Source organism: Candidatus Amarolinea dominans (assembly GCF_016704685.1).
Classification (GTDB): Bacteria; Chloroflexota; Anaerolineae; order SSC4; family Amarolineaceae; genus Amarolinea; species Amarolinea dominans.
In genome coordinates this window covers 1-24,704 of the sequence record NZ_JADIZS010000040.1, presented here as the reverse complement: position 1 = coordinate 24,704, position 24,704 = coordinate 1, and the positions used below count along the sequence as shown (strand labels likewise).

The 24,704-nt window shown below is 63.6% G+C and carries 13 protein-coding genes and 1 pseudogene; 9 read left to right on the top strand and 5 right to left on the bottom strand.

Annotated features, from left to right (window positions below; translation table 11 throughout):
• The first annotated feature begins 28 nt into the window (after positions 1-28).
• The 5 genes from IPF85_RS20620 (at position 29) to IPF85_RS20600 (ending at position 7,153) form a co-directional block, all read left to right on the top strand.
• Positions 29-409, top strand: coding sequence for a phage holin family protein (locus tag IPF85_RS20620; protein ID WP_343409943.1), 381 nt, complete (start codon positions 29-31; stop codon positions 407-409).
• Between the two features lie 144 nt (positions 410-553).
• Positions 554-1,975: a hypothetical protein gene (locus IPF85_RS20615; RefSeq protein WP_343409942.1), complete on the top strand. Its 1,422-nt coding sequence runs from the start codon at positions 554-556 to the stop codon at positions 1,973-1,975.
• A 90-nt stretch (positions 1,976-2,065) separates the two neighbouring features.
• Positions 2,066-3,322, top strand: a complete 1,257-nt coding sequence (locus tag IPF85_RS20610; RefSeq protein WP_343409941.1) for a glucose-1-phosphate adenylyltransferase — start codon at positions 2,066-2,068, stop codon at positions 3,320-3,322.
• A 22-nt stretch (positions 3,323-3,344) separates the two neighbouring features.
• Positions 3,345-4,586: a sugar phosphate nucleotidyltransferase gene (locus IPF85_RS20605; RefSeq protein WP_343409940.1), complete on the top strand. Its 1,242-nt coding sequence runs from the start codon at positions 3,345-3,347 to the stop codon at positions 4,584-4,586.
• 212 nt (positions 4,587-4,798) lie between these two features.
• Positions 4,799-7,153 (top strand): penicillin acylase family protein, encoded by a 2,355-nt coding sequence (locus tag IPF85_RS20600; protein ID WP_343409939.1) that lies wholly within the window; start codon positions 4,799-4,801, stop codon positions 7,151-7,153.
• Positions 7,154-7,759: 606 nt separating this feature from the next.
• On the opposite strand, the gene IPF85_RS20595 is transcribed toward IPF85_RS20600, so the two are convergent.
• Both IPF85_RS20595 and IPF85_RS20590 read right to left on the bottom strand, forming a co-directional pair.
• The gene (locus tag IPF85_RS20595; protein ID WP_343409953.1) at positions 7,760-9,649 is read right to left on the bottom strand and encodes a GAF domain-containing protein; all 1,890 of its coding nucleotides are present in this window, start codon (positions 9,647-9,649) and stop codon (positions 7,760-7,762) included.
• Positions 9,588-11,753, bottom strand: a complete 2,166-nt coding sequence (locus IPF85_RS20590) for a PAS domain S-box protein (RefSeq protein WP_343409938.1) — start codon at positions 11,751-11,753, stop codon at positions 9,588-9,590. Before IPF85_RS20590 ends, IPF85_RS20595 begins: the two co-directional genes overlap by 62 nt.
• Before the next feature lie 642 nt (positions 11,754-12,395).
• Here IPF85_RS20590 and IPF85_RS20585 point away from each other — a divergent pair.
• The 3 genes from IPF85_RS20585 (at position 12,396) to IPF85_RS20575 (ending at position 14,811) form a co-directional block, all read left to right on the top strand.
• Positions 12,396-12,512 (top strand): hypothetical protein, encoded by a 117-nt coding sequence (locus IPF85_RS20585; RefSeq protein WP_343409937.1) that lies wholly within the window; start codon positions 12,396-12,398, stop codon positions 12,510-12,512.
• A gap of 201 nt (positions 12,513-12,713) precedes the next feature.
• Complete coding sequence (locus IPF85_RS20580) at positions 12,714-13,034, top strand: hypothetical protein (protein WP_343409936.1); 321 nt, start codon at positions 12,714-12,716, stop codon at positions 13,032-13,034.
• A complete protein-coding gene (locus IPF85_RS20575; protein ID WP_343409935.1) occupies positions 13,018-14,811 on the top strand; it encodes a sulfatase-like hydrolase/transferase in 1,794 nt (597 codons plus the stop codon). The genes IPF85_RS20580 and IPF85_RS20575 overlap by 17 nt, the downstream gene beginning before the upstream one ends.
• Before the next feature lie 67 nt (positions 14,812-14,878).
• On the opposite strand, the gene ppk1 is transcribed toward IPF85_RS20575, so the two are convergent.
• From ppk1 to IPF85_RS20560, 3 genes are all read right to left on the bottom strand, one after another.
• The gene (gene ppk1 / locus IPF85_RS20570) at positions 14,879-17,038 is read right to left on the bottom strand and encodes a polyphosphate kinase 1 (RefSeq protein WP_343409934.1); all 2,160 of its coding nucleotides are present in this window, start codon (positions 17,036-17,038) and stop codon (positions 14,879-14,881) included.
• 57 nt (positions 17,039-17,095) lie between these two features.
• On the bottom strand, positions 17,096-17,926 hold the full coding sequence (locus IPF85_RS20565) for an alpha/beta hydrolase (RefSeq protein ID WP_343409933.1): 831 nt from the start codon (positions 17,924-17,926) through the stop codon (positions 17,096-17,098).
• 62 nt (positions 17,927-17,988) lie between these two features.
• Complete coding sequence (locus tag IPF85_RS20560) at positions 17,989-21,969, bottom strand: PA14 domain-containing protein (RefSeq protein WP_343409932.1); 3,981 nt, start codon at positions 21,967-21,969, stop codon at positions 17,989-17,991.
• A 216-nt stretch (positions 21,970-22,185) separates the two neighbouring features.
• Between IPF85_RS20560 and IPF85_RS20555 the strand changes: the two are divergent.
• Positions 22,186-24,704, top strand: a pseudogene (locus tag IPF85_RS20555) (restriction endonuclease); the annotation flags it as partial.

The window sequence follows — 24,704 nt, the reverse complement described above, 5'->3', positions numbered from 1 at the left end:
GCGGCGCCGCAGATAGGAGGAAAAAAACATGACTCGGTTCATCATTCGCCTGCTCATCAACGCGCTGGCCCTGGGAATCGCCGCGCAACTGGTGGGGCCTGGCATCAGCTACGATGGGTGGCAAGCGGTCCTCATCGTCGCGTTCATCTTCGGTCTGGTCAACGCCGTCATCCGGCCCATTCTGACCCTCTTGACCTGCCCGCTCATCATCTTGACCCTGGGCATCTTCACGTTGGTCATCAACGCCCTGATGCTCCTGCTGGCCGGCAATATCGCCGAGGCCCTGGGGATCGGTTTTCGCGTGGATGGCTTCGGCCCGGCGTTCTTCGGCGGACTGATCATCAGCATCGTCAGCTTCTTCCTGTCGGTCTTTGTCCGCGATGACGCAGAGCGAACCAGGGCAGCCTAGGGGCAGGCCAGCGCAAGATTAAAAGGGGAGCGAATTGACATGCGTTACCTTCCTGCGGTATACTTCGACGGCTACCCGATCTCCGTTAGCTGTGCAATGCAATCCGACCAACCGCTCACCCCACCCGTGATATGAGGTCTTTGGATGTCACTAAGCCTGGAGCCTGCGTGCATACGCCTGGAAGCGGCCATCCGCGCCCAAAACAGCGCCCTGTCGTCGTCTGATGCCGCCCTGGCCCTGCTTGGCCTGCACGCTTCTCTCACACAGGCTCTGCAGCAATGGCAGGAGACACTGATTGCGCCGGCGCCGGATCAGGCTGAACTCCAGCCGGTCGCGGCCGCGCCCGCGTTCCCTGAACTCCTACAGGCCGGTGGCCCGCTCAGCGCGCGGCTGACGGTTGAGCAGGCGACCACCCTGTCTGCTCTGCACGCGCTGCGCCAGCGCCTCATCACCGGCGATGCAACGGTGACAGCCGCCGAACTGTATCAGCACGCCCATCAGGCCGCGCAGACCGCGGCTGACCTGTGGCCCAACCTGAGCGAGCGCCCAGCGCCGCAGGTAGAATGGCCGCCTGCCGCGGCCATCCAGGAACCGCTGCCAGCGGGCGTCGAACAGGCGCAGCGCGAGCTGCAGCGCCAGCGTCAGCGCACCGTGGAATTGGAACAAAACTCGCAACGCCTGTCGCGCGCGCTGACGGCCGCCAACAACGAGATGGATCGTCTGCGTGCCCTTCTGGCCGGCGCCAACAAGCCCGAAAATACCACCCCGGAGTGGCAGCAGGGCCTGCAATTCCTCTTCATCGGCCTGCTCTTCATCGGCATCGGTTTGGGCGCCTACTTCCTGGCACGCCTGGCCCTCAACCTGCCCTGGCCCTGGCTCTTCACCAGCTTTCTGATCGTGCTCGGACTGCCGGTTGGCCTTTACGCCGGCGCCATCTACATCGTGCGCGGCAGCCGCAAATTGAGCCTCGATCGCCTGCTTGGCTATGCCGCCATCCTTCTCCTGTTGGCCTTTGTGGTCGCGACCCTGGCCGACCAGACGCCGGGACGCGTGCCTGTGCGGGCCGGCGCGGTGATGACGCGCTGGGTCGGCGGCGCCCTGCGTTCACCGCTCACCCTCATCCAGGCGGGACTGCAGGCGCCGGCGCCCTTCATCGCCGCGCTGCGCGGACGTTCGCCCACAGTGACGCTGTCAGAAGCCACGGCGGTTGCCAATGCGGCCAGCGGCGAGCCGACCCCCACCGCTGCGCCGACCCTCACCCCTGTTCCGGCCACGGTGGCGCCGGAGCCAACCGCCACCGCGTTCATCACGCCTACCGCAACGCTGACGGCCACGGTCAGCATCACGATTGGGATTGGCAGCCAGGTGCGGGTTGTCAACACCCAGTTCCTGAACGCACGGCGCGACGCTGGCCTGCGCTTTCAGTTGGCCACACGCTTCCCGGCCGACGTGATCCTGACCGTGCTGCGCGGCCCCATCACAGCCGACAACTACACCTGGTGGGAAGTCAAAGGCGAGGCGGGGCAGGGGTGGTGCGCCGATCAATGGCTGCAACCGGCGCCCTGATCCGCAGGCAGTGCTGCAAAGGCCGGTCAGAAGAGATCGGCCAACCGGTTTTTGTTATCTGTTTCTCACCATTTTTTCCGGAGGAAGACCTTGAAAAAAGTCGTCGCCATGATTCTGGCCGGCGGTGAGGGTGCTCGGCTCAGCGTACTCTCCGAAAAGCGCGCCAAGCCGTCGGTGCCGTTTGCCGGCAAATACCGCATCATTGATTTCACCCTCTCCAACTGCGTCAATTCGGGTATCCACCACGTGGCTGTCCTGACTCAGTATCGCCCGCACTCTCTCAACGATCATATCGGCATCGGCAAGCCCTGGGACCTCGATCGCACGCACGGCGGCGTGCGTCTGTTGCAGCCCTACAAAGGGCGCCGCGCTGAAGATTGGTACAAAGGCACCGCCGATGCCGTTTACCAGAACCTCGGCTACCTGGAGGACACCGAAGCTGATCTGGTCATCATCCTGTCTGGCGACCACATCTACAAGATGGACTATGACGCCATGGTGCGCTATCATCAGGAGATCGGCGCGGCGCTGACGGTTGCGGTGATGAACGTTCCCCTGGAAGAGACCGATCGTTTTGGCATCATGACCGTTGACGAAAATCAGCGCGTGACGGAATTCACCGAAAAGCCCAAGCAGCGCGACAAAGGCACCCTGGCTTCCATGGGCATCTATATCTTCGACTGCGACGCGCTCGAAAAACGCCTGCGCCAGGGCGCGGCCAAAGAGCCGAGCCTCGACTTCGGCAAGCATGTCATTCCCGGCATGATCGCCGATGATTCCGTCTTCGCCTATCCGTTCGAGGGCTACTGGGTGGACGTGGGCACGATTCAGAGCTACTGGGAGACCAACCTGGCCCTCCTGGAGGACAAACCCGCGCTCGACCTGTACGACACCGATTGGGTCATTCACACCCGCAGCGAAGAACGACCGCCGGCCAAGATCGGTCTGCAGGCACGCGTGGTCAAGAGTCAGATCTCCAACGGCTGCAATGTGCGCGGCCTGGTGGTTCATTCCGTACTCTCACCCGGCGTCTATGTTTCGCCCGGCGCGGTGGTGCGGGACTCGATCATCATGAACGACACCTACATCGGTCCGGGCGCGATCATTGACAAAGCTATCATTGACAAGGACGTGTGGGTGGGGGCCGGCGCGGTCGTGGGTGAGGGCGATGATCTGAAACCCAACATCAAAGATCCGGACAAGCTCAATGTCGGCGTCACGGTGGTTGGCAAGGGCGCCCGTATCCCGCCCAACACCCGCATCGGCCGTAACGTGCTCATCAACAGCGATCTTGATGAAGGCAACTACCCTGGCCTGACCATTGCCAGCGGCGAGACCGTGGGCTAACTAAGAGAGGAAGAGAGGTGCTATGAAAGCGCTCGCCATGATCATGGCCGGCGGTGAAAGCCCGGCGCTGAGCGTGCTGACCACGCAGCGGGCCGAACCGGTCGTGCCATTTGCCGGCAAATTCCGCATCATTGATTTTGTGCTGTCCAACTGTGTCAACTCCGACATTTTCAATGTGGCCGTGTTGACACAGTATCAGCCCAGGGAACTGATCGAGCACATTGCCCTGGGCAAACCGTGGGACCTCGACCGCGCCACGGGCGGCGTGCGCGTGCTGCAGCCTTACCCGACGCGTGACGGCGGCGGCTGGCAGCGAGGCACGGCCGACGCCATTCGCTACAACCTGGGCTTCGTGCAGGAGCAAAACGTGGATGCCGTCCTCATTCTGGCCGGCGACCATGTCTACAAGATGGACTACCGCAAACTGTTGACCTTCCACGAACAGACCAACGCCGATGTCACCCTGGCAGTGCGCGAGGTCAGCCCCTTCGATGCCTATCGCTTCGGCATGGTCAAGACAGAGCTGGATGGGCGCATCAGCAACTTCGAAGAGAAGCCGCGCCGCACCCGCAGCACCCTGGCCTCGATGGGCATCTACGTCTTCAAACGGGACGTGCTGATTGACTGGCTGCTGCGTGAAGGCAAGGATCAGGTTGACTTTGGCCGTGAGGTGATCCCCTCCCTGGTCAAGAGCCGTCGCGTCTACGCACATCACTTCGATGGCTACTGGGTTGACATTGGCACCCTGCAGGCCTACTGGGAAGCCAACATGGCGCTGCTGGCCGAAACTCCCGCGCTGGAGCTGGACGATCCGCGCTGGGTCATTCACACCCGCAGCGAAGAACGGCCGCCGGCCTGGGTCGGCGCCGAGGCCCGCGTGGACGGCAATCTACTGTGTGACGGCTGTCGCATCGAGGGCCGCGTCGAGCGTTCGATCATCTCACCGGGGGTCGTCGTGGCACATGGCGCGCTCGTGCGCGACTCGATCATCATGCGTGACACCATCATCGGTGAAGGCGCCATCGTGGATCGCGCCATCATTGACACCGATGTGGTCGTCGGCGCCAAGGCCGAGATCGGCGCCGGTGATGACAACACCCCCAATCGCCACGACCCCGCACGTTTCAGCACCGGGTTGACCGTCATCGGCACGGCCAGCCACATCCCGGCCGGCGCCCACATTGGCCGCAACTGCGTGATCCGCCCCCATCGCAACGCCAAAGACTTCAGCGACAAAACCGTTGCCAGCGGCGAAACGATCTGATGGCGCACCCCGCCAGACTTCGTAACTGCTCAGGCGGCCCCCCTGCCCCCCCAATCCTGGGGGGAAAAGCATTCGGCTCCCCCAGGATTGGGGGGCAGGGGGGCACTCCGGGCGCTATCGAGACCATTCTCACTGCCTGGCTGAGCAGTTACCAGACTTAGGCTTCGTTTGACTTCTCAAGTCCCAACATCCAATCTGAAAGGCAACCATTCATGCGCAGAGTCCTACTCACCATTCTTGGCATCATCCTGGCCCTCCTCATCCTGGTACCCGCTGGCGGATACCTCTTCCTGCGTCGCTCGCTGCCCCAGGTCAACGCCACCATCACCGTGCCTGGCCTGCAAGGCCCGGTGGAGATCGTGCGCGATGCCGACGGCGTCCCCTACATCTACGCCAACAACGACCTGGACGCCATCTTCGGCCAGGGCTATGTCCATGCCCAGGACCGCCTGTGGCAGATGGAATTTCAGCGCCGCGTGGGCGCCGGTCGCCTGTCCGAAGTCCTGGGCGAATCAACGGTGGACACCGACAAATTCCTGCGCACGTTGGGTACTTACCGCGCGGCGCAGCAAGCCTGGGAAGCTCTGTCCCCCGAGGCGCAACAGGTGGTCAACGCCTACGTGGGCGGCGTCAACGCCTACCTGGCCGGCAACCCCACCCTGCCGATCGAATTCACCATCCTGGGCTTCACCCCCGCGCCCTGGCAGCCGGCCGATGTCCTGGTCTGGGCCAAGATGATGGCCTGGAACCTGGGCGGCGATTACGAATCGGAACTGGTGCGCGCGCAGATCTACCAGGCGCTGGGGCCAGAGCGCGCCAGCCAGCTCTTCCCGGCCTATCCCACCGATGGCACGCTGATCCTGCCCAACCTGGGGCAGGGCGCCGGCGCCCTGGCTCACCTCTCGACCGATGTGCGCGCCATGCTGGGCGCGGAGGCGCTCAATATCGGCAGCAACAACTGGGTTGTGGGCGGCAGCCGCACCACCACCGGCAAACCGCTGCTGGCCAATGACCCGCACCTGGGCGCGCAGATTCCTTCCATCTGGTATCTGGCCAGCATCCAGGGCAATCGCCTGCACGCCATCGGCGCCACCCTGCCGGGTATGCCGGGCATCCCCAGCGGGCACAACGACCGCATCGCCTGGGGCGTCACCAACCTGGGGCCTGATGTGCAAGACCTTTACATGGAGCGCGTCAACCCGGCCAACCCCAACGAGGTGGAGGTCAACGGCGCCTGGCAGCCGCTGACCATCATCAGCGAGACGATCCAGGTCAAGGGGCGCAAGGAGCCGATCACCTGGGCCGCGCGCGCCAGCCGTCACGGCCCGCTGATCTCTGACGTGACCAGCGACGCCACGACCACCCTGGCCCTGCGCTGGACGAGCCTGGATGCCGGGGACACCACGCTGGAAGCCTTCATGCAGGTGATGTACGCCGGCAATTGGGACGAATTCCGCACGGCCCTGCGCGCCTACGTGGGACCGTCGCAAAACTTCGTCTACGCGGACGTAGATGGCAATATCGGCTACTACGGCCCCGGCCGCATCCCCATCCGGGCGCAAGGGAACGGCTTCATGCCGGCGCCGGGCTGGAATGATGAGTACGCCTGGACCGGTTTCATTCCGTTCGATGAACTGCCGCACGATTTCAACCCGGCCAGCGGCTTCATCGTCACCGCCAACAACAAGGTGGTGCCTGACGCCTACCCCTACTTCCTGGCCACCGATTGGGCGCCGCCCTACCGCGCCACCCGCATCGTGCAGATGATCGAGGCCAAAGCCAAACTGTCGCCCGACGACATTGCGGCCATGCATGCTGATCAGCTCTCGCTGCAGGCGCTGGAGCTGCTGCCGTTCTTCCTGCAAACGCCCACGCAGACGCCGCAAGAGGCGCAGGCGCTCGATCTGCTCAAGAACTGGGACGGCGTCATGCGTCAGGATAGCGCGGCCGCGGCCATCTACGCCGCCTGGCTGCTGCACTTGCAGCCGGCGCTCGTGCAGGATGACCTGGGCAAGACGCTGGGCGCGGACTACCTCTCCAGCTTCCACCCCACCTACCTGCTGCAGACGCTGGGCCAGGCCAACAGCCCGTGGTGCGACAACGTGCTGACGCCGGGCAACGAGGATTGCCGCACGACGCAGCATGTGGCCCTGCAGGCCGCGCTCAAAGACCTGACGGAGCGCATGGGCAGCGACGACCTGAAGAACTGGCGCTGGGACAAGATACACTTCACCGAATTCCCGCACAATCCGTTCGACCAGGTCAGCGCGCTGAAGAACATCTTCAGCCGCCAAATCCCGAACGGCGGCGACGGCTCCACCGTCAACGTCGCTCCCTTCCGCGCCAGCAAACCCTATGCGCAGCGCCATGTGCCCTCCTACCGGCATATCAGCGACCTGAGCGACTGGAACAGCAGCCGCTTCATGCACACCACGGGTCAGTCTGGCAACGTGTTGAGCAGTCACTACGACGATTTGATCGCCCGTTGGCAAAAAGTGGAGTACCTGCCCATGCGCTTCGACCGCGACCAGGTCAAGGCGGTGAGCACGTTGAGGCTGCAGCCGTAGGGGAGTGCCTCACCTCATCCCCCGGCCCCTTCTCCTCTCCGCACGGCGGAGAGGAGAAGGGGGGAAGAGGGCCTCACCTCATCCCCCGGCCCCTTCTCCTCTCCGCACGGCGGAGAGGAGAAGGGGGGAAGAGGGCCTCACCTCATCCCCCGGCCCCTTCTCCTCTCCGCACGGCGGAGAGGAGAAGGGGGGAAGAGGGCCTCACCTCATCCCCCGGCCCCTTCTCCTCTCCGCACGGCGGGAGAGGAGAAGGGAAAGCCTCACCTCATCCCCCGGCCCCTTCTCCTCTCCGCACAGCGGAGAGGAGAAGGGGGGAAGAGGGCCTCACCTCATCCCCTGGCCCCTTCTCCTCTCCGCACGGCGGAGAGGAGAAGGGGGGAAGAGGGCCTCACCTCAACCCCCGGCCCCTTCTCCTCTCCGCACAGGGAGAGGAGAAGGGGGGAAGAGGGCACACGGGTCATCATTCTTGGCGTCTTAGCGTCTTGGCGTTAAGAGTCTTGGCGTCTTGGCGTTAAGAGTCTTCCCATCAGGAAACTGTGCTCTATCGCCGACAGCGTCGTCACGCCGGAGGCGTGACCTACGGGTGGCGGGGATGCTGTTTTCAGGTCAGCCTTGACCGGCGACGGCGCCAGCCGGTGGCAGCCAGACGGTGAAAGCGCTGCCCTGCCCCACCTGACTCGCCAGCGTGATCTGGCCCCCCTGGCGCTGCATGATCTCACGGCAGATTGCCAGTCCCAAGCCGGTGCCGGGGACGTTGCGCTGCCGTGCGGCCGCGCCGCGGTAGAAGCGCTCGAAGATGTGCGCCTGGTCTTCAGGGATGATACCCGGCCCGGTATCCCCCACCGTCAGGGTGACCCAGGGGCGACCGTCCTTCTGTTGCAGCGCACTGCTCAGGATGATGCTGCCCCCCGTCGGTGTGTAGTTCACCGCGTTGGCGATCAAATTGGTCAATACCTGCATCAGGCGGTTGGTGTCGGCCAGCGCCGGGGGCAATTGCGGCTGAGGCAGGACCTCCAGCGTCAGACCGGCCTGCCTGATCAACACCTCCCGCGCATCCACCAGCGTTACCATGACCCGGTTGACGTCCACGTCCGTCAGATTGATGCGATTCGTGCCCTGGTCCAGCCACGAGATGTCCAGCAGATCCGCGATGAGGCGTGCCAGGTGATCCGTTTCGCTCTGCAGCGTGGTCATGTAGTGCGCATGCCTCTCCGGCTTGCCGCGCTCCAGCAGGTGCAGATGGGTCTTGATGTTGGTCAAGGGCGTGCGCAGCTCGTGTGAAACGTTGGCAATGAACTGGCTCTTGAGCTGATCCAGCTCTTTGAGCCGCTCGTTGGCGTCCTGCAGCCGGGTGGCCGCCTCCGAAAGCTCGGCCGTGCGTTCGGCCACGCGCTGCTCCAGCACGGCGTTGAGCTGGCGGATTTCATCCGCGGCCCGTTTGCGCTCGGTGATGTCTTCCAGGCTGCCCTCGGCGAAGTGGATACCGTCAACCTCGTCGCGGACCGCGTGCGCCGTGTCTCGCGCCCAGATGATCCGGCCGTCGCGACGGCGCAACTGGATCTCGTCCTGGCGTATGACGTTTTCTTGCGCCAGTCGCGCCTTCTGCCGCACGCGCCGGTCAGGGTCCAGGAAAAGGTCGGCGGCATTGACCTCCAGCAGCGCCCCTGGGTCGGCATACCCCAGCATCTCCGCGAGGGCCAGGTTGGCGGCGAGGATGCGGCCATCCGGCGTCGTGCGGTAAAGGCCGATCGGCACCCCTTCGAACAGGCTGCGATAGCGGTGCTCGCTCTCGATCAGCGCGGCTTCGGCTCGCTTGCGTTCCGCAATCTCTTGCTGGGCCTGCTGATAGAGCCGGGCGTTCTGAATCGCCACGCCGATTTGGGCCGCCACCGTTTCGAGTACGCGCTGATCGTTTTCGCTGTAGGCCGCCGGCCGTGGAGATTCGACATTGATCACCCCAAGGACGGCATCGCCCACCCGTATCGGCACGCAGAGTTCCGAGCGATTGTTTTCCCACAGGGCAAAGTAGCGTGGATCCGCGGGCGCATCGTCCAGCCGCACGCTCTGCCCGTGTTGCGCCACCCACCCCGTGATTCCCTGTCCGATCTGGGTTTCCCTTGCGGCCAGGTGTGCCTCGTCCGCGGCCATGATTTCGATCTCCCTGTCCTGGTTGATAACCGCAAACGGCGTCAGCACGCCGCGGGACGGGTCAATCAGCAGCACACCGCCATAGTCATAGCCCAGCATGTTTTCCAGAATGTGAACCAGGTGCTGCGCGAGTTCCTCGGGCGTCCGCAGATGCAACAAATCTTGCCCGGTGCGATGGACGGCGGTCAACTCCTGCACGCGGCGGCGCGCATCCTCGAACAGGCGGGCGTTCTCGATAATCAGGGCAGCAGAGGCGGCGAACCGGGTGAGCAGATTCAGCTCCTCATCAGAAAATGCGGCCGGGCGCGTGGCATCGAGCGTAAGAACGCCGATGACGCGCTTCTGGATGACGAGCGGCGCGGTAACCGCGCTCTGAATGGCGAGCGCCTCCTCGATGTCGCCGTCGTAACGCGTGCGCGGGATCGGTGCGGGCATCGGTGATGAGCAGCGGTTTTTGTTCGCGAGCCGTGAGCGCCGCGTAGCCCGAATCGCCGGCAAAATAAAAGTGATGCAAGCGTGGATCGGCGTAGCCGCTCAGCGCGCGAACGCGCAAACGGCCATCGGGTTCCACCAGCAAAACGCTGCCCTTCTCCGCAGCGGGAATGGCATGGCGGGCAGCCAGGAGCAGCCGTTCCAGCAGGGGTTGCAGCTCGGGCGTTTCACCCACGGCCTGCGCCAGCATGGCCTGCGCTTCCAGTTCGCGTTCGCGCTGTTTGCGTTCGGTGATGTCGCGTGAGTGGATCACGGCGATTGTCTGACCCGATTCGTCCACCAGGCTGCGCCCAAGCGCCTCCAACATGCGCCACGAGCCGTCTTTGTGCCGACAACGCAGCTCGACCGCCTCGCTGACGACGCCGGAATGGGAAAGCCCACGCCGGAAAACATCCAGTGCCCGCGGCAGATCGTCCGGGTGAACAAGCTCGAAGGTGTTTGTGCCCATCAGTTCTTGCTGTCGGTAGCCGAGCACTCGCTCAACGGCAGGACTCCCATAGCGGATGGTTCCATCCTGGTCCAGAACGGTGATGATGTCGGAAGCGTTCTCGATCAGTACGCGGAAGTGCTCTTCGCTGCGACGGAGCGCATCTTGCGCCTGTTTGCGCTCGATCAACAAGCCGACCTGCGCCGCCACCGTCGCAATCAGTTCTACCATGCGCCGATCTTCCGCGCGCGGTTCTCGCAGAAAGAAATCCATCACCAGAACGACCTGCCCCAGGGCGAGAACGGGAATGCCAACCGCGGCTTTCAGTCCGGCGTTGAGAGTCGCCGTGCGGCGCGGAAAGTTCGCGGCTGCGCCAACATCCTCGATCCACAGCGGCTCTTTCGCGAACCACACTGCGCCCGGCAGGCCTTCTCCCGGTGCGAAGACAAAACTCTGGCTGACCTGGCGAAACTCCTCCAAGCCCGGCGCGCGACTGTGCCAGACGGGGTGACATTCCAGACGGGCGCCGTCGCGGCTGGGGAACCAGGCCTCGCCCATCACCCAGCCGGTCGTTTCGCAGACGTGCTGCAGCACGAACGCCAGCGCGCCATTCAGGTCCTCCGCCTCGCCAATGCCTCGGGCGACGGTTTGCAGCAAGCGCGTCTCTTCTTCTGCCCGCTTGCCTTCGGTGATGTCAGTGGCGGATCCGATGATGGCCGGCTTCCCATACCATTCGATCGGGCCGCCAGTGAAATGAACCCAGCGTTCCGAACCGTCCTGGTGCAGGAAACCAAATTCGAAACCTGTCGGCGTTGGTTTACCCTGGCGATGCGCAAGAATGCGCTGGCGTACGGAATCCTCGTGAGCAGGGTGAACGACTTGCATGAAAGGCATGGACAGGAGTTCTGCCTTCGAGTAGCCAGAGAGCAGCTCGCAAGCCCGATTTGCATACACAATCGTTTCGTCCTGAAAAATAAAGATGGCAGCGGAGGTGGTCTCGGTCAGGCGGCGAAAGCGTTCTTCGCTCTCTGCCAGCGTGCGGTTGACCTGCTCCAGTTCGAGCATCTTGTCTTCGAGTTTGCGGACCAACGCTTGATTATAGAGCTGGTATAAGGCGGTTTCCTCTGTCTGCGGCGGTTGCGGCGCGGTCAACTGCCCGTGCGCTTGCGCCTGCAACACCTCGCGCACCATGCCGATGAACTCCTCGCTTTCCACGGGCTTGATGACAAAGCGCGCCGCGCCCAATTGCAGCGCCAGGGCCTCGTCACGCGGGTCGGCGTAGGTGCCGGTGTAGAACACGAAGGGAATCGCGCGCAACTGCTCGTCGCGCTTGCACTCGCGGCACAGCGCAAAGCCGTCCATCTGGGGCATGAGGATGTCGGAGATGATCAGGTTGGGGCGGGCGCGGCGAGCCAACGCCAACGCTTCCACGCCGTTGCCGGCTTCCAGCACCTCGTAACTGGACGCAATCAGCGTCAAGCGCAACAGGTAACGATTTTGCTCGTTATCGTCAACGATCAGAATGGTGCTCATTCACCCCTCACTTCCTGCTCACCGATTCGTTCGGAAAAGCAAGCTACTGATGATGACCGTTTCGGCTTCGTCGTATAGCTGCACCCATCTTATTCGAACGCGATCCAGCAGGAGTTGAACAATGTTAGCCGAAGCAGATGGTTCTAGCGCCATCGGTTGAAGAACACCCTCTGCAAATGGGTTAGCCGTATTGACCCCCCCACCCCCTTCCTCATTTACTTCATTTACTTCATTTACTTTACTTACTTCGTTGCCCCATTGGCGCCAATTCTTTCGATAGTGTCTGGCGAAAAGTAAGAGCCCGGGCGGGAACAATTGCCGCCCCCGGAGCGAACCGGCCCCCCCGGTCTTGGTTGGAGATGAACAGACAGTGAATTGACTATACACTCCTTCGTGTGCCCTGTCAATTCCGCCGAGAAATGGGCCCACGCAGCCTGCCCGGGCGGGTCGAGAGTATTCAGTTGGGCTTGTGTTCTGAGGAATGAGAATTAAATAAGTGTCCGCTTTGGTGCTGTCTGTATGCTCAGAATTTGCTCGGAACTGGACAGTTAAAAAATTCTCATTCCTGAGCGAGCACACCGTTGACAATGACACCGGGAAGTGCCATAATGATGAGCGAGCAACCGATCCGCCCGGTGTACCATGCAAGACCCTACGCCGGGTTATGCCTGGGGTGTTGCCGTGGCCGGCAGCCTGGCTTACGCCGCTGACGGCGTAGGCGGATTGTTGATCTTCGACGTGAGCGACCCGACGCATTAGGGCAGGAGGCGGTCTGTAGTTTTGACCTGGGCCGCCTCCCTTAGCCGGGGGTTAGCCGGGGATTAGCCGGGGGTTAGCCGGGGATTAGCCGGGAGCATGATTGGTCAATGCGCCATGAATGCGCTAAAATGACAGCTGCTTGTGTAGGACGCACGCCGGAAGAATGAACCGTGAAGTTCTTCGAAGCAAAGGATTCTGTTTATGGCACTTGGAATTTCTTCGACCGTCGTACTGGACAAAGTCGCGACGACTCTGGTTGCACAACAACGCTACACCACGATTGAGGAAGCCTTGTGGGAACTGGCATTGTCGGCTGTGCGCGCCAAGTTAGTCTATTATCGGCGTCGCGTACGTAGACTCGAACGTAAACACGGGATGGAATTCGAGCAGTTTACAGCCCACTTGCAGAACCGAGCTACACCGACTGAAGAGGACGATTGGCTGGCCTGGCGCTCAGCGTACAGAATGCTCCTTGACTGGCAGAAAGCCTACCAGGATCTATTGTATGCCCGCGCTCATTGATGATCTGCTGAACATCCTACTTGGAGGTATCCTGTTGGCATACAGGACGATTTTGCTCATACTCGCGCTGCTGGTTGGCAGTGTTATGCCTGTGCCGACCGTGTCGCCCGCTGGGCTGCGGGATGCCAGCCCCGTGACGGCCCGGGTAGCGCAACCACTTGGGCTGCCCAACATCGTGTTCATCCTGGCCGATGATCTCGATCTCGATCTGGATACTGTGACTACCATGCCGCACCTGCAGGCGCTGTTGGCAGGGCAAGGCATCACCTTTACCCACTTCTTCGTCAACGCCTCCATCTGCTGCCCCTCGCGTGCGTCCCTGCTGCGTGGTCAGTACGTACACAACCACGGCGTCTACACCAACGGGCCGCCGCCGACCGGTGGTTTCGAGACCTTCCGTGATTTGGGTCTGGAAAACGACACCATCGCCACGCGCCTGCAAGACGTCGGTTATCGCACCGCCCTGTTTGGCAAATATCTCAATCGCTATCCGTATGGCAGCCCGTCAAACTACATCCCGCCGGGGTGGGGCGAATGGTACAGCCCGTCCCCCACCGCGCCCGGCTACAATCAGTTCAACTATACGCTGAACGAAAATGGCACGCTGGTCGCCTATGGCAGCGATCCGGCAGATTATCTGCAGGATGTGCTGACCACCCAAGCGCTGAGTTTCATCACCCGCACCGTCACCAGCGGAGAGCCTTTCTTTGCCTATTTCTCGTCATTCTCCCCGCACACGCCATCCACGCCCGCGCCGCGGCACACCACGCTCTTCACCGACACGCTGGCGCCGCGCCCGCCGTCGTTCAACGAACTCGACGTCAGCGATAAGCCACAGTGGATTCAGAACCTGCCCCTGCTGACGCCTGAGGAGGTGCAGCAGATTGACGACCAGTACCGCCTGTGGTTGCAGTCCATGCAGGCGGTTGATGAAACCATCGCCGCCCTGGTCGAAACCCTGGAAGCGACCGGGCAATTGAACAACACCTACATCTTCTTCACCAGCGACAACGGCTACCACATGGGTCAACACCGTTTGCTGCCCGGCAAATACCTGGGCTATGAGGAAGATATCCACGTACCCTTGTTCGTGCGCGGCCCGCAGGCGCCGATCAGCCAAACCGTACCTTACCTGGCGAGTATCGTAGACCTGGCGCCGACCCTGGCCGACATTGCCGGGATTGAAATCCCAGCGTACACAGACGGACGTTCCCTGCTGCCATTGCTGGGTGGGAGTCCGCCCGCGGCCTGGCGGCAGGCTTTGCTGTTCGAGCAGTATGTGGGCGATCATCATGGGTTGCGTGATCCCCTGGGCGAGCCACCCGATCCTTTCGACTCGCCGCGCTTTCAGAGCGCCCCGCTGTTCTACAGCGGCCTGCGCACGGCAGACCTGAAATACATCGAGTATGATACCGGCGAGCGCGAGCTGTACAACCTGGCGAATGATCCCTTCGAGTTGGAGAATCTAGCCGCCAGCGCCGACCCGACCACCCTGGCCCAGTTGGCCGCGTGGTTGTCTCTATTGAAGGGGTGCGCCGCGGACACCTGCCGCAGCCTGGAGATGCGGCCTCCACCCCCGCCACCCATCTGCGCGGAGCTGGACTTCGACCACAGCGGCAGTGTGACGGTGATTGATGTCGCACAGGTAGCGGCGCATTGGGGTGAAACGCCGCAGACGCCAGCCTGGGACCCGCGCTACGACCTGGACGACAACCTGGTGATAGATGCGGCCGACATGGCCGTCATCGCCGCGCGCTGGGGAGAAATCTGCCCGTAGCCAAGTAGAAGACCTACCAGGATTTGCTGCATGCTCGCCCTCATCGAGAATCTGCTTCGCACTTTCCTCAATACGTGACCATTGGGCTGCGATTGTAGAGCAGCGAGTGCTGTGAGTCCAACAGCGGATGCTCGCTATCGGGCTTGACCCAGGTGTAGGCGCCGTCCGGGTTGAGTTGACGCGCCTTGACGGTGTCGGCCAGGCAGAGATCGAGGATTTGCTGGCGGATGACCGTCTTGATGGTCGGATCTTCGACGGGAAAGAGCGTCTCTACGCGGCGATCGAGGTTGCGCTGCATCAAGTCGGCGCTGCTCAGGTAGATCAGTTCGTCGCCGTTGTTGCGCGCGTAGTAGATGCGGCTGTGCTCCAGAAAGCGGCCGACGATACTGATGACGCGGATATTCTCGCTGACGCCGGGCAGGCCGGGCCGAATGCAGCAGATGCCGCGCACGATCAAGTTCACGCGCACGCCGGCCTGTGAAGCCCGGTAGAGGTCTTCGATCATGGCCGGATCGAGCAGCGAATTGACCTTGAAAATGAGAAGCCCATCCTTACCATACTTGATCTCGTTACGAATCATGTCGTGGATGGTGTCGCGCAAGGATACCGGCGCCACGCCCAGTTTGCGGTAGGACTTCGGATTGGAAAAACCGGTCAGGAAATTGAAGATGTCGGAGACATCCGAGGCAATGTCCTCACGACACGTCAGCAGGCCGAGGTCGGTGTAGATGCGGGCCGTGGTCGCGTTGTAGTTGCCGGTGCCCAGGTGGACATAGCGGCGGATGCCGTCGCGCTCGCGGCGCACGATCAGCGCCAGCTTGCAGTGCGTCTTCAAGCCCAGGACACCGTACACCACGTGTACGCCGGAGCGTTCCAGGGCGCGCGCCCAAACGATGTTGTTCTCTTCGTCGAAGCGCGCCTTTAGCTCGACCAGGACGGCCACATGCTTGCCGTTTTCGCCCGCCTCCATCAGCGCGTTGACGATGGGCGAGCGGCTGCCCACCCGGTAAAGGGTCATCTTGATCGCCAGCACGTTGGGGTCTTCGGAGGCGGTGCGAATCAGATCAATCACGGGGGTAAAAGAGTCATAGGGATGATGCAACAGGATGTCCTGCCGCCGGATCGCGCTAAAAATGTCTTCCTCGCTGCTGAAGATGGCCGGCACGGCCGCGGAAAACGGGCGGTCTTTGAGGTCGGGGCGATCCAGGCCGTGCAGTTCCATCAAGCTGGAAAGCCCCAAGGGGCCGTTGCTGGTGTAGATCGCGCCAGGATCGAGCTGCAATTTTTCCAGCAGGGTGTTCCGTACCCGCTCCGGCATACCGGCGCCGATTTCCAAACGCACGCAGTTGCCAAAGCGGCGCTGGCGAATGCCCTGCTCGATGGTCAACAGCAGGTCGTCGGCTTCATCTTCCTGAATCTCGATGTCGGTATCGCGAATGATACGGAAAGGGTAACACGCCATGATCTCCATCCCCACGAAGAGGTCGGAGAGATTGGCGGCAATCACCTGCTCGAGCCAGACGAAAGCCATACTGCGGTGTGGATGCGACGTGGAGCCGTCCTGCGCCCGCGTCAACGGCGCCAGTTCGTGCAGGGGAATGAGCCGCGCCAGGTTCGATGGCACCTTGACACGGGCGAAACGCTCGCCGTACTCCGGATCATTGATGAGCACCGCCAGGTTGAGGCTGAGGTTGGAGATGCGCGGAAAGGGGTGCGCAGCATCGAAGGCCAGGGGCGTGAGCACCGGGAACACCTCGCGCTCGTAGTAGGTGCGCAAGGCCGCGCGCTGGGCCGGCGTCAGATCATCGTAGTTCAGCAGGCGAATGCTCTGGCCGGCCAGTTTGGGCACCAGGTCCTCGGCCAGCACACGCGTCTGCTCGTCCAACAGCAGCAGCAGGGCTTTCCGAATCGCCTCCAACTGCTCGGTTGGAGTCATACCGTCTGGGGTGCGCTGAGTCACGCCCGCGGCAACTTGCTCACGCAGGCCCGAAATCCGAATCATGAAAAACTCGTCGAGGTTGGAGCCAAAGATGGAGAGGAACTTGATGCGCTCCAACAGGGGCGCATCCTGATTTTGCGCCTCCTGCAGCACCCGCCGGTTGAACTCGATCCAACTCAGCTCGCGGTTGATGTAGAGCCGCGGGTCACGCAGCAATGATCCCTTCTCCGGCGCACTTTCGCTCATGGTCGCCAGCTTGAGATCAAGCGGTAATTTCTTCTTTGGCATGATTCATCCTATCAATCCTGTTCGGGCTGGTGTGCAGGATGGGCAACTGCTGCGCTTTCAGCCGCCCGCAAATTGCAGTTTCGCGCCCAGCCATTCCACAATCGCCGCGTTGACCTGATCCTGGCTGGGACTGATCGGCCCGCCGACGGAAACCAGGGCATGGCCGGCATTCCTGACCGATAGCAGCGTGGCCTGGCCGCCCACCGCCTGCAGCGCGGCCTGCAAGGCGACAGATTGGGCGATCGGCACAGTCTGGTCGCGCTCGCCATGCACGATGAAGAAGGGCGGCGCGCCGGCCTTGATGTAGGTAACCGGGCTGGCGCGGCGCAGCGCGTCTGGATCGCGACCAAACACGGCGCGCAGGCGGCGCTGGAAGTACGAATTGGCTGAGATTGGGGTCAGGTCGGCCGGCCCATACAGATCAACCACGGCCTGCACCTGGCTCGATTGATGTGCATACTCATCGGTGTCGAAACCCGCGCTGGCGTCGGTCAGGCCGGCCAGGGAAACCAGATGCCCTCCCGCGCTGTTGCCGATGATGGCGATGCGCTGCGGATCAATGCCATACTTGACCGCGTGGGCGCGCAGGAACCGGATGGCGCATTTCACATCCTGGATGTGCGCGGGGAACAAGAATTCGGGCGCCAGCCGATAATTCAGAGCCACAAAGATGCCGCCGCGCTCAGTGATGGCCGGCGCCAGCTCCAGGCTGTAGCCGCCATTCTTGTTACCTGTTGTCCACGCGCCGCCATGCACGTAAACCACGGTCGGCGCCGGCGCATGCGCCTGTTGCGCGGCGGGGTAGAGGTCAAGGACCATCCCCGATTGATTGCTGTACACGATGTTCTTCAGCCGCTTGATGGGCGGCGCACCACGAGTCCGTGCCATGTCTCACTCACCTCCTGCTTGTTCAACGTCGCTGCACCGCGCAAGGCGCCAATCGCCCTGCGCTATGGTTGTACCGCAAACGCGGTCACTTTGCAAGCCGGGGCGTCTACAACAAGAACCTGATTCGAGGGACTGACGGCAATGCCCAGTAGTTTGCGGAACTGACCCGGTTCGTTGCCCTCCACGCCAAATTGGCCGACCGGCGTGCCATCCGGCGCCAGGATGATGACCCGAAAGCCCTCAGGATCGGTGGCGTACAGACGGCCATCGCCGCCCGTCGCCAGGTGCGGTCCGTCCAACGTGCCGGCCGGGGTCAACGCCAGCGACTTGACGATGGCGGCGTCTGCGGCCAGGTGCCAGAGGATGCCGTTGGTTGCCTCCACCACCCAGATGTCGCCGCCAGGGCCGACCGCCACGTCAGTTGGCTGCCCCTGGCCCACCGGGGGTTCGTCCTTGCCGCCGATCTGCGCCAGGCGCTGACCGGCCGCATCGAGATGCAGGATGCGAATGCCGCCGGTGTCGGCCACCCACAGATCGCCCTGTCCATCTACCCACAAGCCACGCGGGCGGTAGAAGGTGTTCTCCACCCCAAACGCGGCCACGAACTGACCGTCGGCGGTGAAGCGCTGCAAGCGCTGCTGCACCGAGTCCAACACCACCAGGGTGCCGTCGGGCGCTATCCCCAGGTCGAACGGCTCGATGAACTGCCCGTCGCCCTCGCCTTCACGACCCCAGGCCTTGACGAACTTGCCCGCCTTGTCTAGCTTGACGATGCGGTGATTGCCCGTGTCGGCCACGTAGATATTGCCTTCGGCATCCACCGTGACCCCGCGCGGCTGATTGAACTGACCATTGCCGCTGCCGCAAGCCCCACTCTGCCACACAACCGGCAGCGCCAGGTCGGGCAGGCTGCCGAGCTGGCCGGCCGCGGCCACCGGAGGCTGCCCGCCGCTGGTCGGCGGCTCCGCGCCGGCCGGCTGTCCGCCGGACACGTCAGGCGTTGGCGGCGTTGGCGGCGCCGGGGTTGGGGGGGCAGGCAGCACAATGTTCGTCGGCACCATGTCCTCGATGGGGAAGAGGTAGGTGGGCGGGATGATCTCCTTGCCCCCGCCGGGCGGCTGCCACCACAACTGCATGTCGCGCGAGCCGCCGATCTGCCAATACCTGACCTCGATGTCGTGGAAGCCTTGATCCAGGAAGATGCTGCCCTCGCGATACTCGGAGCCGTGCGAGCCGCCGTTGTCCGCGACCAGCGTCTTGTTGATGAAGACCTGGGCGCCGTCATCGGCCCGTGCGCCAAAGAGGTACTGACCGCTCTGCGGTGCGGCGATTTTGCCCCGCCAGACGATGCTGTACGGCTCTGAGAGCACCGGGTTGGGCAAGACAAAGATGTCGTGCTGAATGCGCACCGGCTGGCCGCTGGCGTCGCCGGTCGGGTAATAGTAACCGATCAGGCCGCTGTTGGCGATCTCCAGGGCATAGAGCGCGTCGGCTGATACCACACCGGCCGGGATGCCAGGTCCGCTCCAGGAAAACCGAATGCGGCCCGGCTGCTGGCCGCTGTTGTAGGTCAGCGCGATGCCCTGAAAACCGCCGGGCAGGGTGATGGTTTTGGTCTGCGTGTGCTGGCTGTCGGCCTCTGTGATCTGCAGTATGGGCTTGTCGTTGATCCACAGCTCGGCCGCGCCGTCGCTGGTCAGCTCGAAGGTGTATTGGCCGTAACCGCCGCTGGTGAAGAGCGCGCCTTGCCAGCGCACGGAGAAGGGCGCTTGCAGCGGCGGCGCGGTGGTTTTCCAGTCGAAATCAATCGCTGTGTCGCGGCGCTCGATGGTGGGCGGACCACCGGCGGCGGCGGCGGGATAGAAGCGCGCAATCAGCCCGCGCCCCTGCGCCACCGCGGCTGTTGGAACGCGGTAACTGACGAAGAGCGAAGCGCCGAAGGGGTCCTGATGATAATCGGCCGCGCCGTCCGGGTAGATCTGCTGCAACAGCGGCACCAGGCGCCGATCGAGGGTTTCCATCACATAAACGACATCGCCCTCGGCCTGGACGCTGCGCAGCGGCAGATGTTCGGCCAGGTTGAGCAGGGTGTAGGGCCGGCGACGGCTGATCAGTTCCACGGCCGAATGGCGCTCGAACGCCGGCGACAGGTAGACCTGGGCGTTCGCCGGCAGGTCACGCAGATAGGCGCCGATCGCGGCCTCCGACGCGCTGAACGCGCGCCAGACCGACGGGTCCTTGGCCTGCTTGTTGAAGAAGGTGTCGGCGTTGACCGCGCCTACGTACAGCACCAACGCCAGCAGGGCGAGCAGGAAAGGCTGGGTCGCCCGCTGTTGCCGCGCGCGGCGCGCCGGTTCGGCCTTGGGCAGCCGCCACGCGGTCAGGTAGACATCCCAGGCACGATCCAGGACCAGGCCCACCAACAGGAAGATGACGGGCAGCAGGCCGATGGGGCGGCGCGCGGTGGGCGCTTCATGGGCCACGGAGAGCACCGCGACGCTGCCCACGATAATGATCCAGGTGAAGCTGAGGAAGGGCAGCGGCCGCCACAGATGGCGCAGCATGTAGGCCAGGCCCAGGATGACCAACGCGCCGACCACGACATCGAGCAGGGGCGCGCCGGGCAGGTTGTTGAGCGCGGCCAGGTCGCCGCGCCAGTGAAATGACCAAAGGACCTTGTCCAGGTTGTCCCACAACGGCTTGAGCGAACCGCCCGCGTTCTCGATGTCATTGAAAACTGAGATGTGGCGCGTGCGGCCGATGAAGACGGCCCAGTGTTGGATAATGTAGACGCCCAGCGGCGCCACGCCCACGATGCCGCCGGCCGCCATGACCAGGCTGCCTTCGATGGTCTCCCGCCAGCGCTGCCAGTGCGTGATCAGCCAGTAGAGCAAGAAAATGCCCACCACGAACGGTACGATACGAAAAGCCGTGTAGGTGTTCATGCCCAGCGCCAGCATCAGCCCGGTCCAGGCCCAGTCACGCCGCCGGCCATAGCGCACGGCGCGGATCAAGAAGAGGAAGAGCAGGCTCTCCACCAGCGGCACCATGATCAGTTCATAGACGATGCGGCTGAAGGTCAGATGCCAGCGGCTGACGGCAAAGAGGGCCGTGGTTGGCAGGGCAATGTGCCAGTCGAACAGCTCACGCGCGAGGAAATAGAAGGCGAGCAGGCTGAGGGTCGCGACGATAGCGGACACCAGGCGCATCTGCGTGATGCCGACGCCGGCCAGTTTGAACATGAAGGCGATCAGGTAGGTGAACAGCGTGGCCTGGCCCTCGTTGGTTTCGGCGTAGGGCGTGTAGAGCCGGCCGTTCAGCCACTTGAGCGCGTCCATACCGTTGTTGCATTCATCCGATTGACAGCCATTGGGGAAGGTGTTGATCTGGTAGACGCGCAGGAACAGGGCCACGAGGAGCAGGATGATGAGAGCGATGATCTCCGGGGAGGAAAACCAGGTGCGCAGCGCGGTGCGCAGCGATCGCCTGGCCGCAGGCGCGGGCGCCAGCGGCGCCGGCTCAGCGTCCGGGATCATAGCGGTCGCGACGTCCGGCGCGGTGATGGGCGACAACAGCTCATGGGCGGGGAGCGCCAGGGTCGCGGCATCCAGCGTAGCCTCCGCATCCGGCACGTCGGCGCTGTCTGGCGCGGGCGCGGACTCAGGCCGTGACCGTTGTTCCTTCACCTCACTGCCGTTGGCCCAGGTGCCGGCGATGAAAAGAGGAATGCTGACGAGCCACAGGATCAACGGCAAACCAGTGAACTGCAGATCACCGGGCGGCGCCTGCCAGAAGAGCACGATGGCAACCCCAGCCAGCAGTACGCTGAGGATGGTCAGACCGAACGCCCAGCGCGGCCAGTGCCGGCGCGCCACCAGGTCAGGCCAGGGCGCGGGCGGTCGCGCAACCAGGGCAAAGATGAGGCCCGCCAGTAGGAACAGGAGCAGGGCATCACGCCGCGGATCCGTCTGCGAGCTGCGCAGCAGCGAAGCGCCGAGCAAGGCAATGAGAAGGGCAAGTAGAATATAGCTAATTTTGCGCATGGTACCGATCGCTGGGGGATGAATGGGTGAAATTTGGTAAAAGGCATTCGTATTTTAGCACAGAGTGAGTCTGCTGCCAATCAGGCTTGGGTGTGATTCGAAATCACGCCCGGTACACGGGAAGGCCAAAGAAAAGTAACTGCTCAGGGCCCGGGCGCTATGAACCATTCCACGCCGCTACAACGTCAGGGTGGCGCTAATCCCATGACAGATTCCATGAACCCACCGTTGCTGCCGTCGGGCAAGTCGCTCTTTTCGCTGCACTACCTGGAGTCGCGTCTGCCCGCGCACCCCGAATGGGCGGAAGATCCGACCCAGGCGTTCGCGGCGCTGGCCGCGTTGTGGGAGAAGGCGCAGCGTTACGGCGCGGCCTGGAACGAGGCACAGACCGAGGACGAATTCATCAAGCCGATGCTGGCCCTGTTGGGCTGGAGCTACATCCCCCAGGTCAAGAACAGCCGGGGCGGCCGCGTCAACCGGCCCGACTATGCCCTGTTTGCCGACGAAGCGACCAAGAACGCCGCGTATCCCCACCAGGGGGACGATGACCCCTTCTACGGCCGCAGCCTGGCCATCGCCGAGGCGAAATACTGGGGCCGGCCCCTCAGCCGGAAGGACGCCAGCGGTCGCGACACTTGGAAGAGCGACAACAACCCCAGCCACCAGATGGTCGGCTACCTGGTGGGAACCCGCTGCCCGTGGGGCATCCTCACCAACGGCCGCATCTGGCGCCTCTACAGCCGCGAGGTCAGCAGCACTGCCAGCGAGTATTACGAGGTTGACCTGGCGGCGATCTGCCTCCCCCTCTCCTCGCAGGAGAGGGGGCCGGGGGGAGAGGTTGACACCTTCCGCCGCTTTTGGCTCTTTTTCCGCCGCGCCGCGTTTACGCCTGATGCGCAAGGCCGTAGCTTCGTCCGCCGCATCCATGCAGGCTCGGCTACCTACGCCCGCGAGATCAGCGACAAGCTGAAGGAGCTGGTCTTCGACGAGGTGATGCCGGAGATCGCCGGCGGCTTCGTGGCCTACCGCCGCCAGCAGCTTGGCATGCGCGAGGAGACGGCCGAAAGCCTGGGACAGGTTTACCGCGCCAGCCTGAGCCTGCTCTACAAGCTGCTTTTCGTGCTCTACGCGGAGGCGCGCAACCTGCTGCCCATCACCAACCCGGCCTATTGGGAGGAGAGCCTGACGCGCATGGCGCGCCAGGTGGCCGAGCGCGCAGATCGCGGCCTGGCGATCAGCGATGCCACCCACGCCACCCGCCAGTACGACAGCCTGCTGGCCCTCTTCCGCCGCATTGACCAGGGCGATCCTGACCTGGGCGTGCCGCGTTACGACGGCGGCCTCTTCAACCCGGCCACGCCCGACAACCGCTTCCTGGCCGGGCACAAACTCAGCGACCGGGCCGTGGCCCGCGCGGTAGACATCCTGGTGCGCGACGCCGGCCAGCCCGTGGACTACGCCTACATCAGCGTGCGCAACCTGGGCAGCATCTACGAGGGGCTGCTGGAGAACAAGCTGGCCCTCACCTCACCCCCGGCCCCCTCTCCTCTCCCGATTACGGGAGAGGAGAGGGGGTTGGGGGGCGAGGTCCTCCTCGTCAACGATCGCGGCGAGCGCAAGGCGACCGGCTCCTACTACACCCCCGACTACATCGTGGACTACATCGTCCGGCAGACGTTGGGGCCGGTGCTGGATGGCCGGCAGACCGCGTTCGCCGCGGCCATGGATCGCATCGCCGAGCTGCGCGGCCGGCTGGCCAAGACACTGGACGCCGGCGCCAACCGCCAGCTTCGCGGTCAGCTCGCGGGGGCCGAGCGCGACGCGGCCGAGGCGTTCCTGGGGATCAAGGTCTGCGATCCGGCCATGGGGTCGGGTCATTTCCTGGTCAACGCGGTGGACTTCCTGACCGATGGCATCATCCTGCGCATGCAGGCGTATCACGACAGCCATGCCGGCGTGCCGTGGGAGTGGAACCCGATCCGCCAGACGGTGGAACGGGTGCGCGGGGAGATCGTGGGAGAGATGGCGCGGCAGGGGATCGGGCTGGACGCGGCGCGGCTGGATGACACCAGCCTGCTGACCCGCCTGGTGCTGAAGCGCTGCATCTATGGCGTGGATCTGAACCCGATGGCCGTGGAGCTGGCCAAGCTGAGCCTGTGGCTGCACTCCTTCACCGTGGGCGCGCCGCTCAGCTTCCTGGATCATCACCTGCGTTGGGGCAACTCGCTGATCGGCAGCGACGTGCGCACCGTCGAGGCGGCCATCGTCGCGACCGACAGCGGCCAGATGGCGCTGTGGGGCGGGCCGTTCGCCGGGCTGCTGGCCCTGACCACCACCATGCTGGAGATCGCGGGCCGGGCCGACACCACCCTGGCCGACGTGCGCCAGAGCGCGGACGAGTTCGCCGCCATGCAGGCCGCGCTGACCCCCTACAAGCAGGCGCTCGACCTGTGGGTGAGCCAGTGGTTCGACGAAGGACGCAAGACGAAAGACCACGGCGCGGCCTTCGAGTTCATGACCGTGCATGGCGCGGACGTGCTGCCCGCGCTGCGCGGGGAGCGTGCCCTGGCCGAGAAGGTCCGGGTCGCGGTCGAGCGGTCACGGGCGCTGTGGGCCGAGAAGCGCTTCTTCCACTGGGACCTGGAATTCCCGGAGGTCTTCGTAGACCTGGCGCGGCGCGATTGGGCGGAGAATCCGGGGTTCGACGCGGTGATCGGGAATCCGCCGTATGTGCG

What these genes read in the sequence shown, in the direction of transcription:
- IPF85_RS20620 (WP_343409943.1), top strand. Translation starts at nt 29, where the DNA reads ATGACTCGGTTCATCATTCGCCTGCTCATCAACGCGCTGGCCCTGGGA.
- IPF85_RS20615 (WP_343409942.1), top strand. Translation starts at nt 554, where the DNA reads ATGTCACTAAGCCTGGAGCCTGCGTGCATACGCCTGGAAGCGGCCATC.
- IPF85_RS20605 (WP_343409940.1), top strand. Translation starts at nt 3,345, where the DNA reads ATGAAAGCGCTCGCCATGATCATGGCCGGCGGTGAAAGCCCGGCGCTG.
- IPF85_RS20600 (WP_343409939.1), top strand. Translation starts at nt 4,799, where the DNA reads ATGCGCAGAGTCCTACTCACCATTCTTGGCATCATCCTGGCCCTCCTC.
- IPF85_RS20590 (WP_343409938.1), bottom strand. Translation starts at nt 11,753, where the DNA reads ATGAGCACCATTCTGATCGTTGACGATAACGAGCAAAATCGTTACCTG.
- IPF85_RS20585 (WP_343409937.1), top strand. Translation starts at nt 12,396, where the DNA reads ATGCAAGACCCTACGCCGGGTTATGCCTGGGGTGTTGCCGTGGCCGGC.
- IPF85_RS20580 (WP_343409936.1), top strand. Translation starts at nt 12,714, where the DNA reads ATGGCACTTGGAATTTCTTCGACCGTCGTACTGGACAAAGTCGCGACG.
- IPF85_RS20575 (WP_343409935.1), top strand. Translation starts at nt 13,018, where the DNA reads ATGCCCGCGCTCATTGATGATCTGCTGAACATCCTACTTGGAGGTATC.
- ppk1 (WP_343409934.1), bottom strand. Translation starts at nt 17,038, where the DNA reads ATGCCAAAGAAGAAATTACCGCTTGATCTCAAGCTGGCGACCATGAGC.
- IPF85_RS20565 (WP_343409933.1), bottom strand. Translation starts at nt 17,926, where the DNA reads ATGGCACGGACTCGTGGTGCGCCGCCCATCAAGCGGCTGAAGAACATC.
- IPF85_RS20560 (WP_343409932.1), bottom strand. Translation starts at nt 21,969, where the DNA reads ATGCGCAAAATTAGCTATATTCTACTTGCCCTTCTCATTGCCTTGCTC.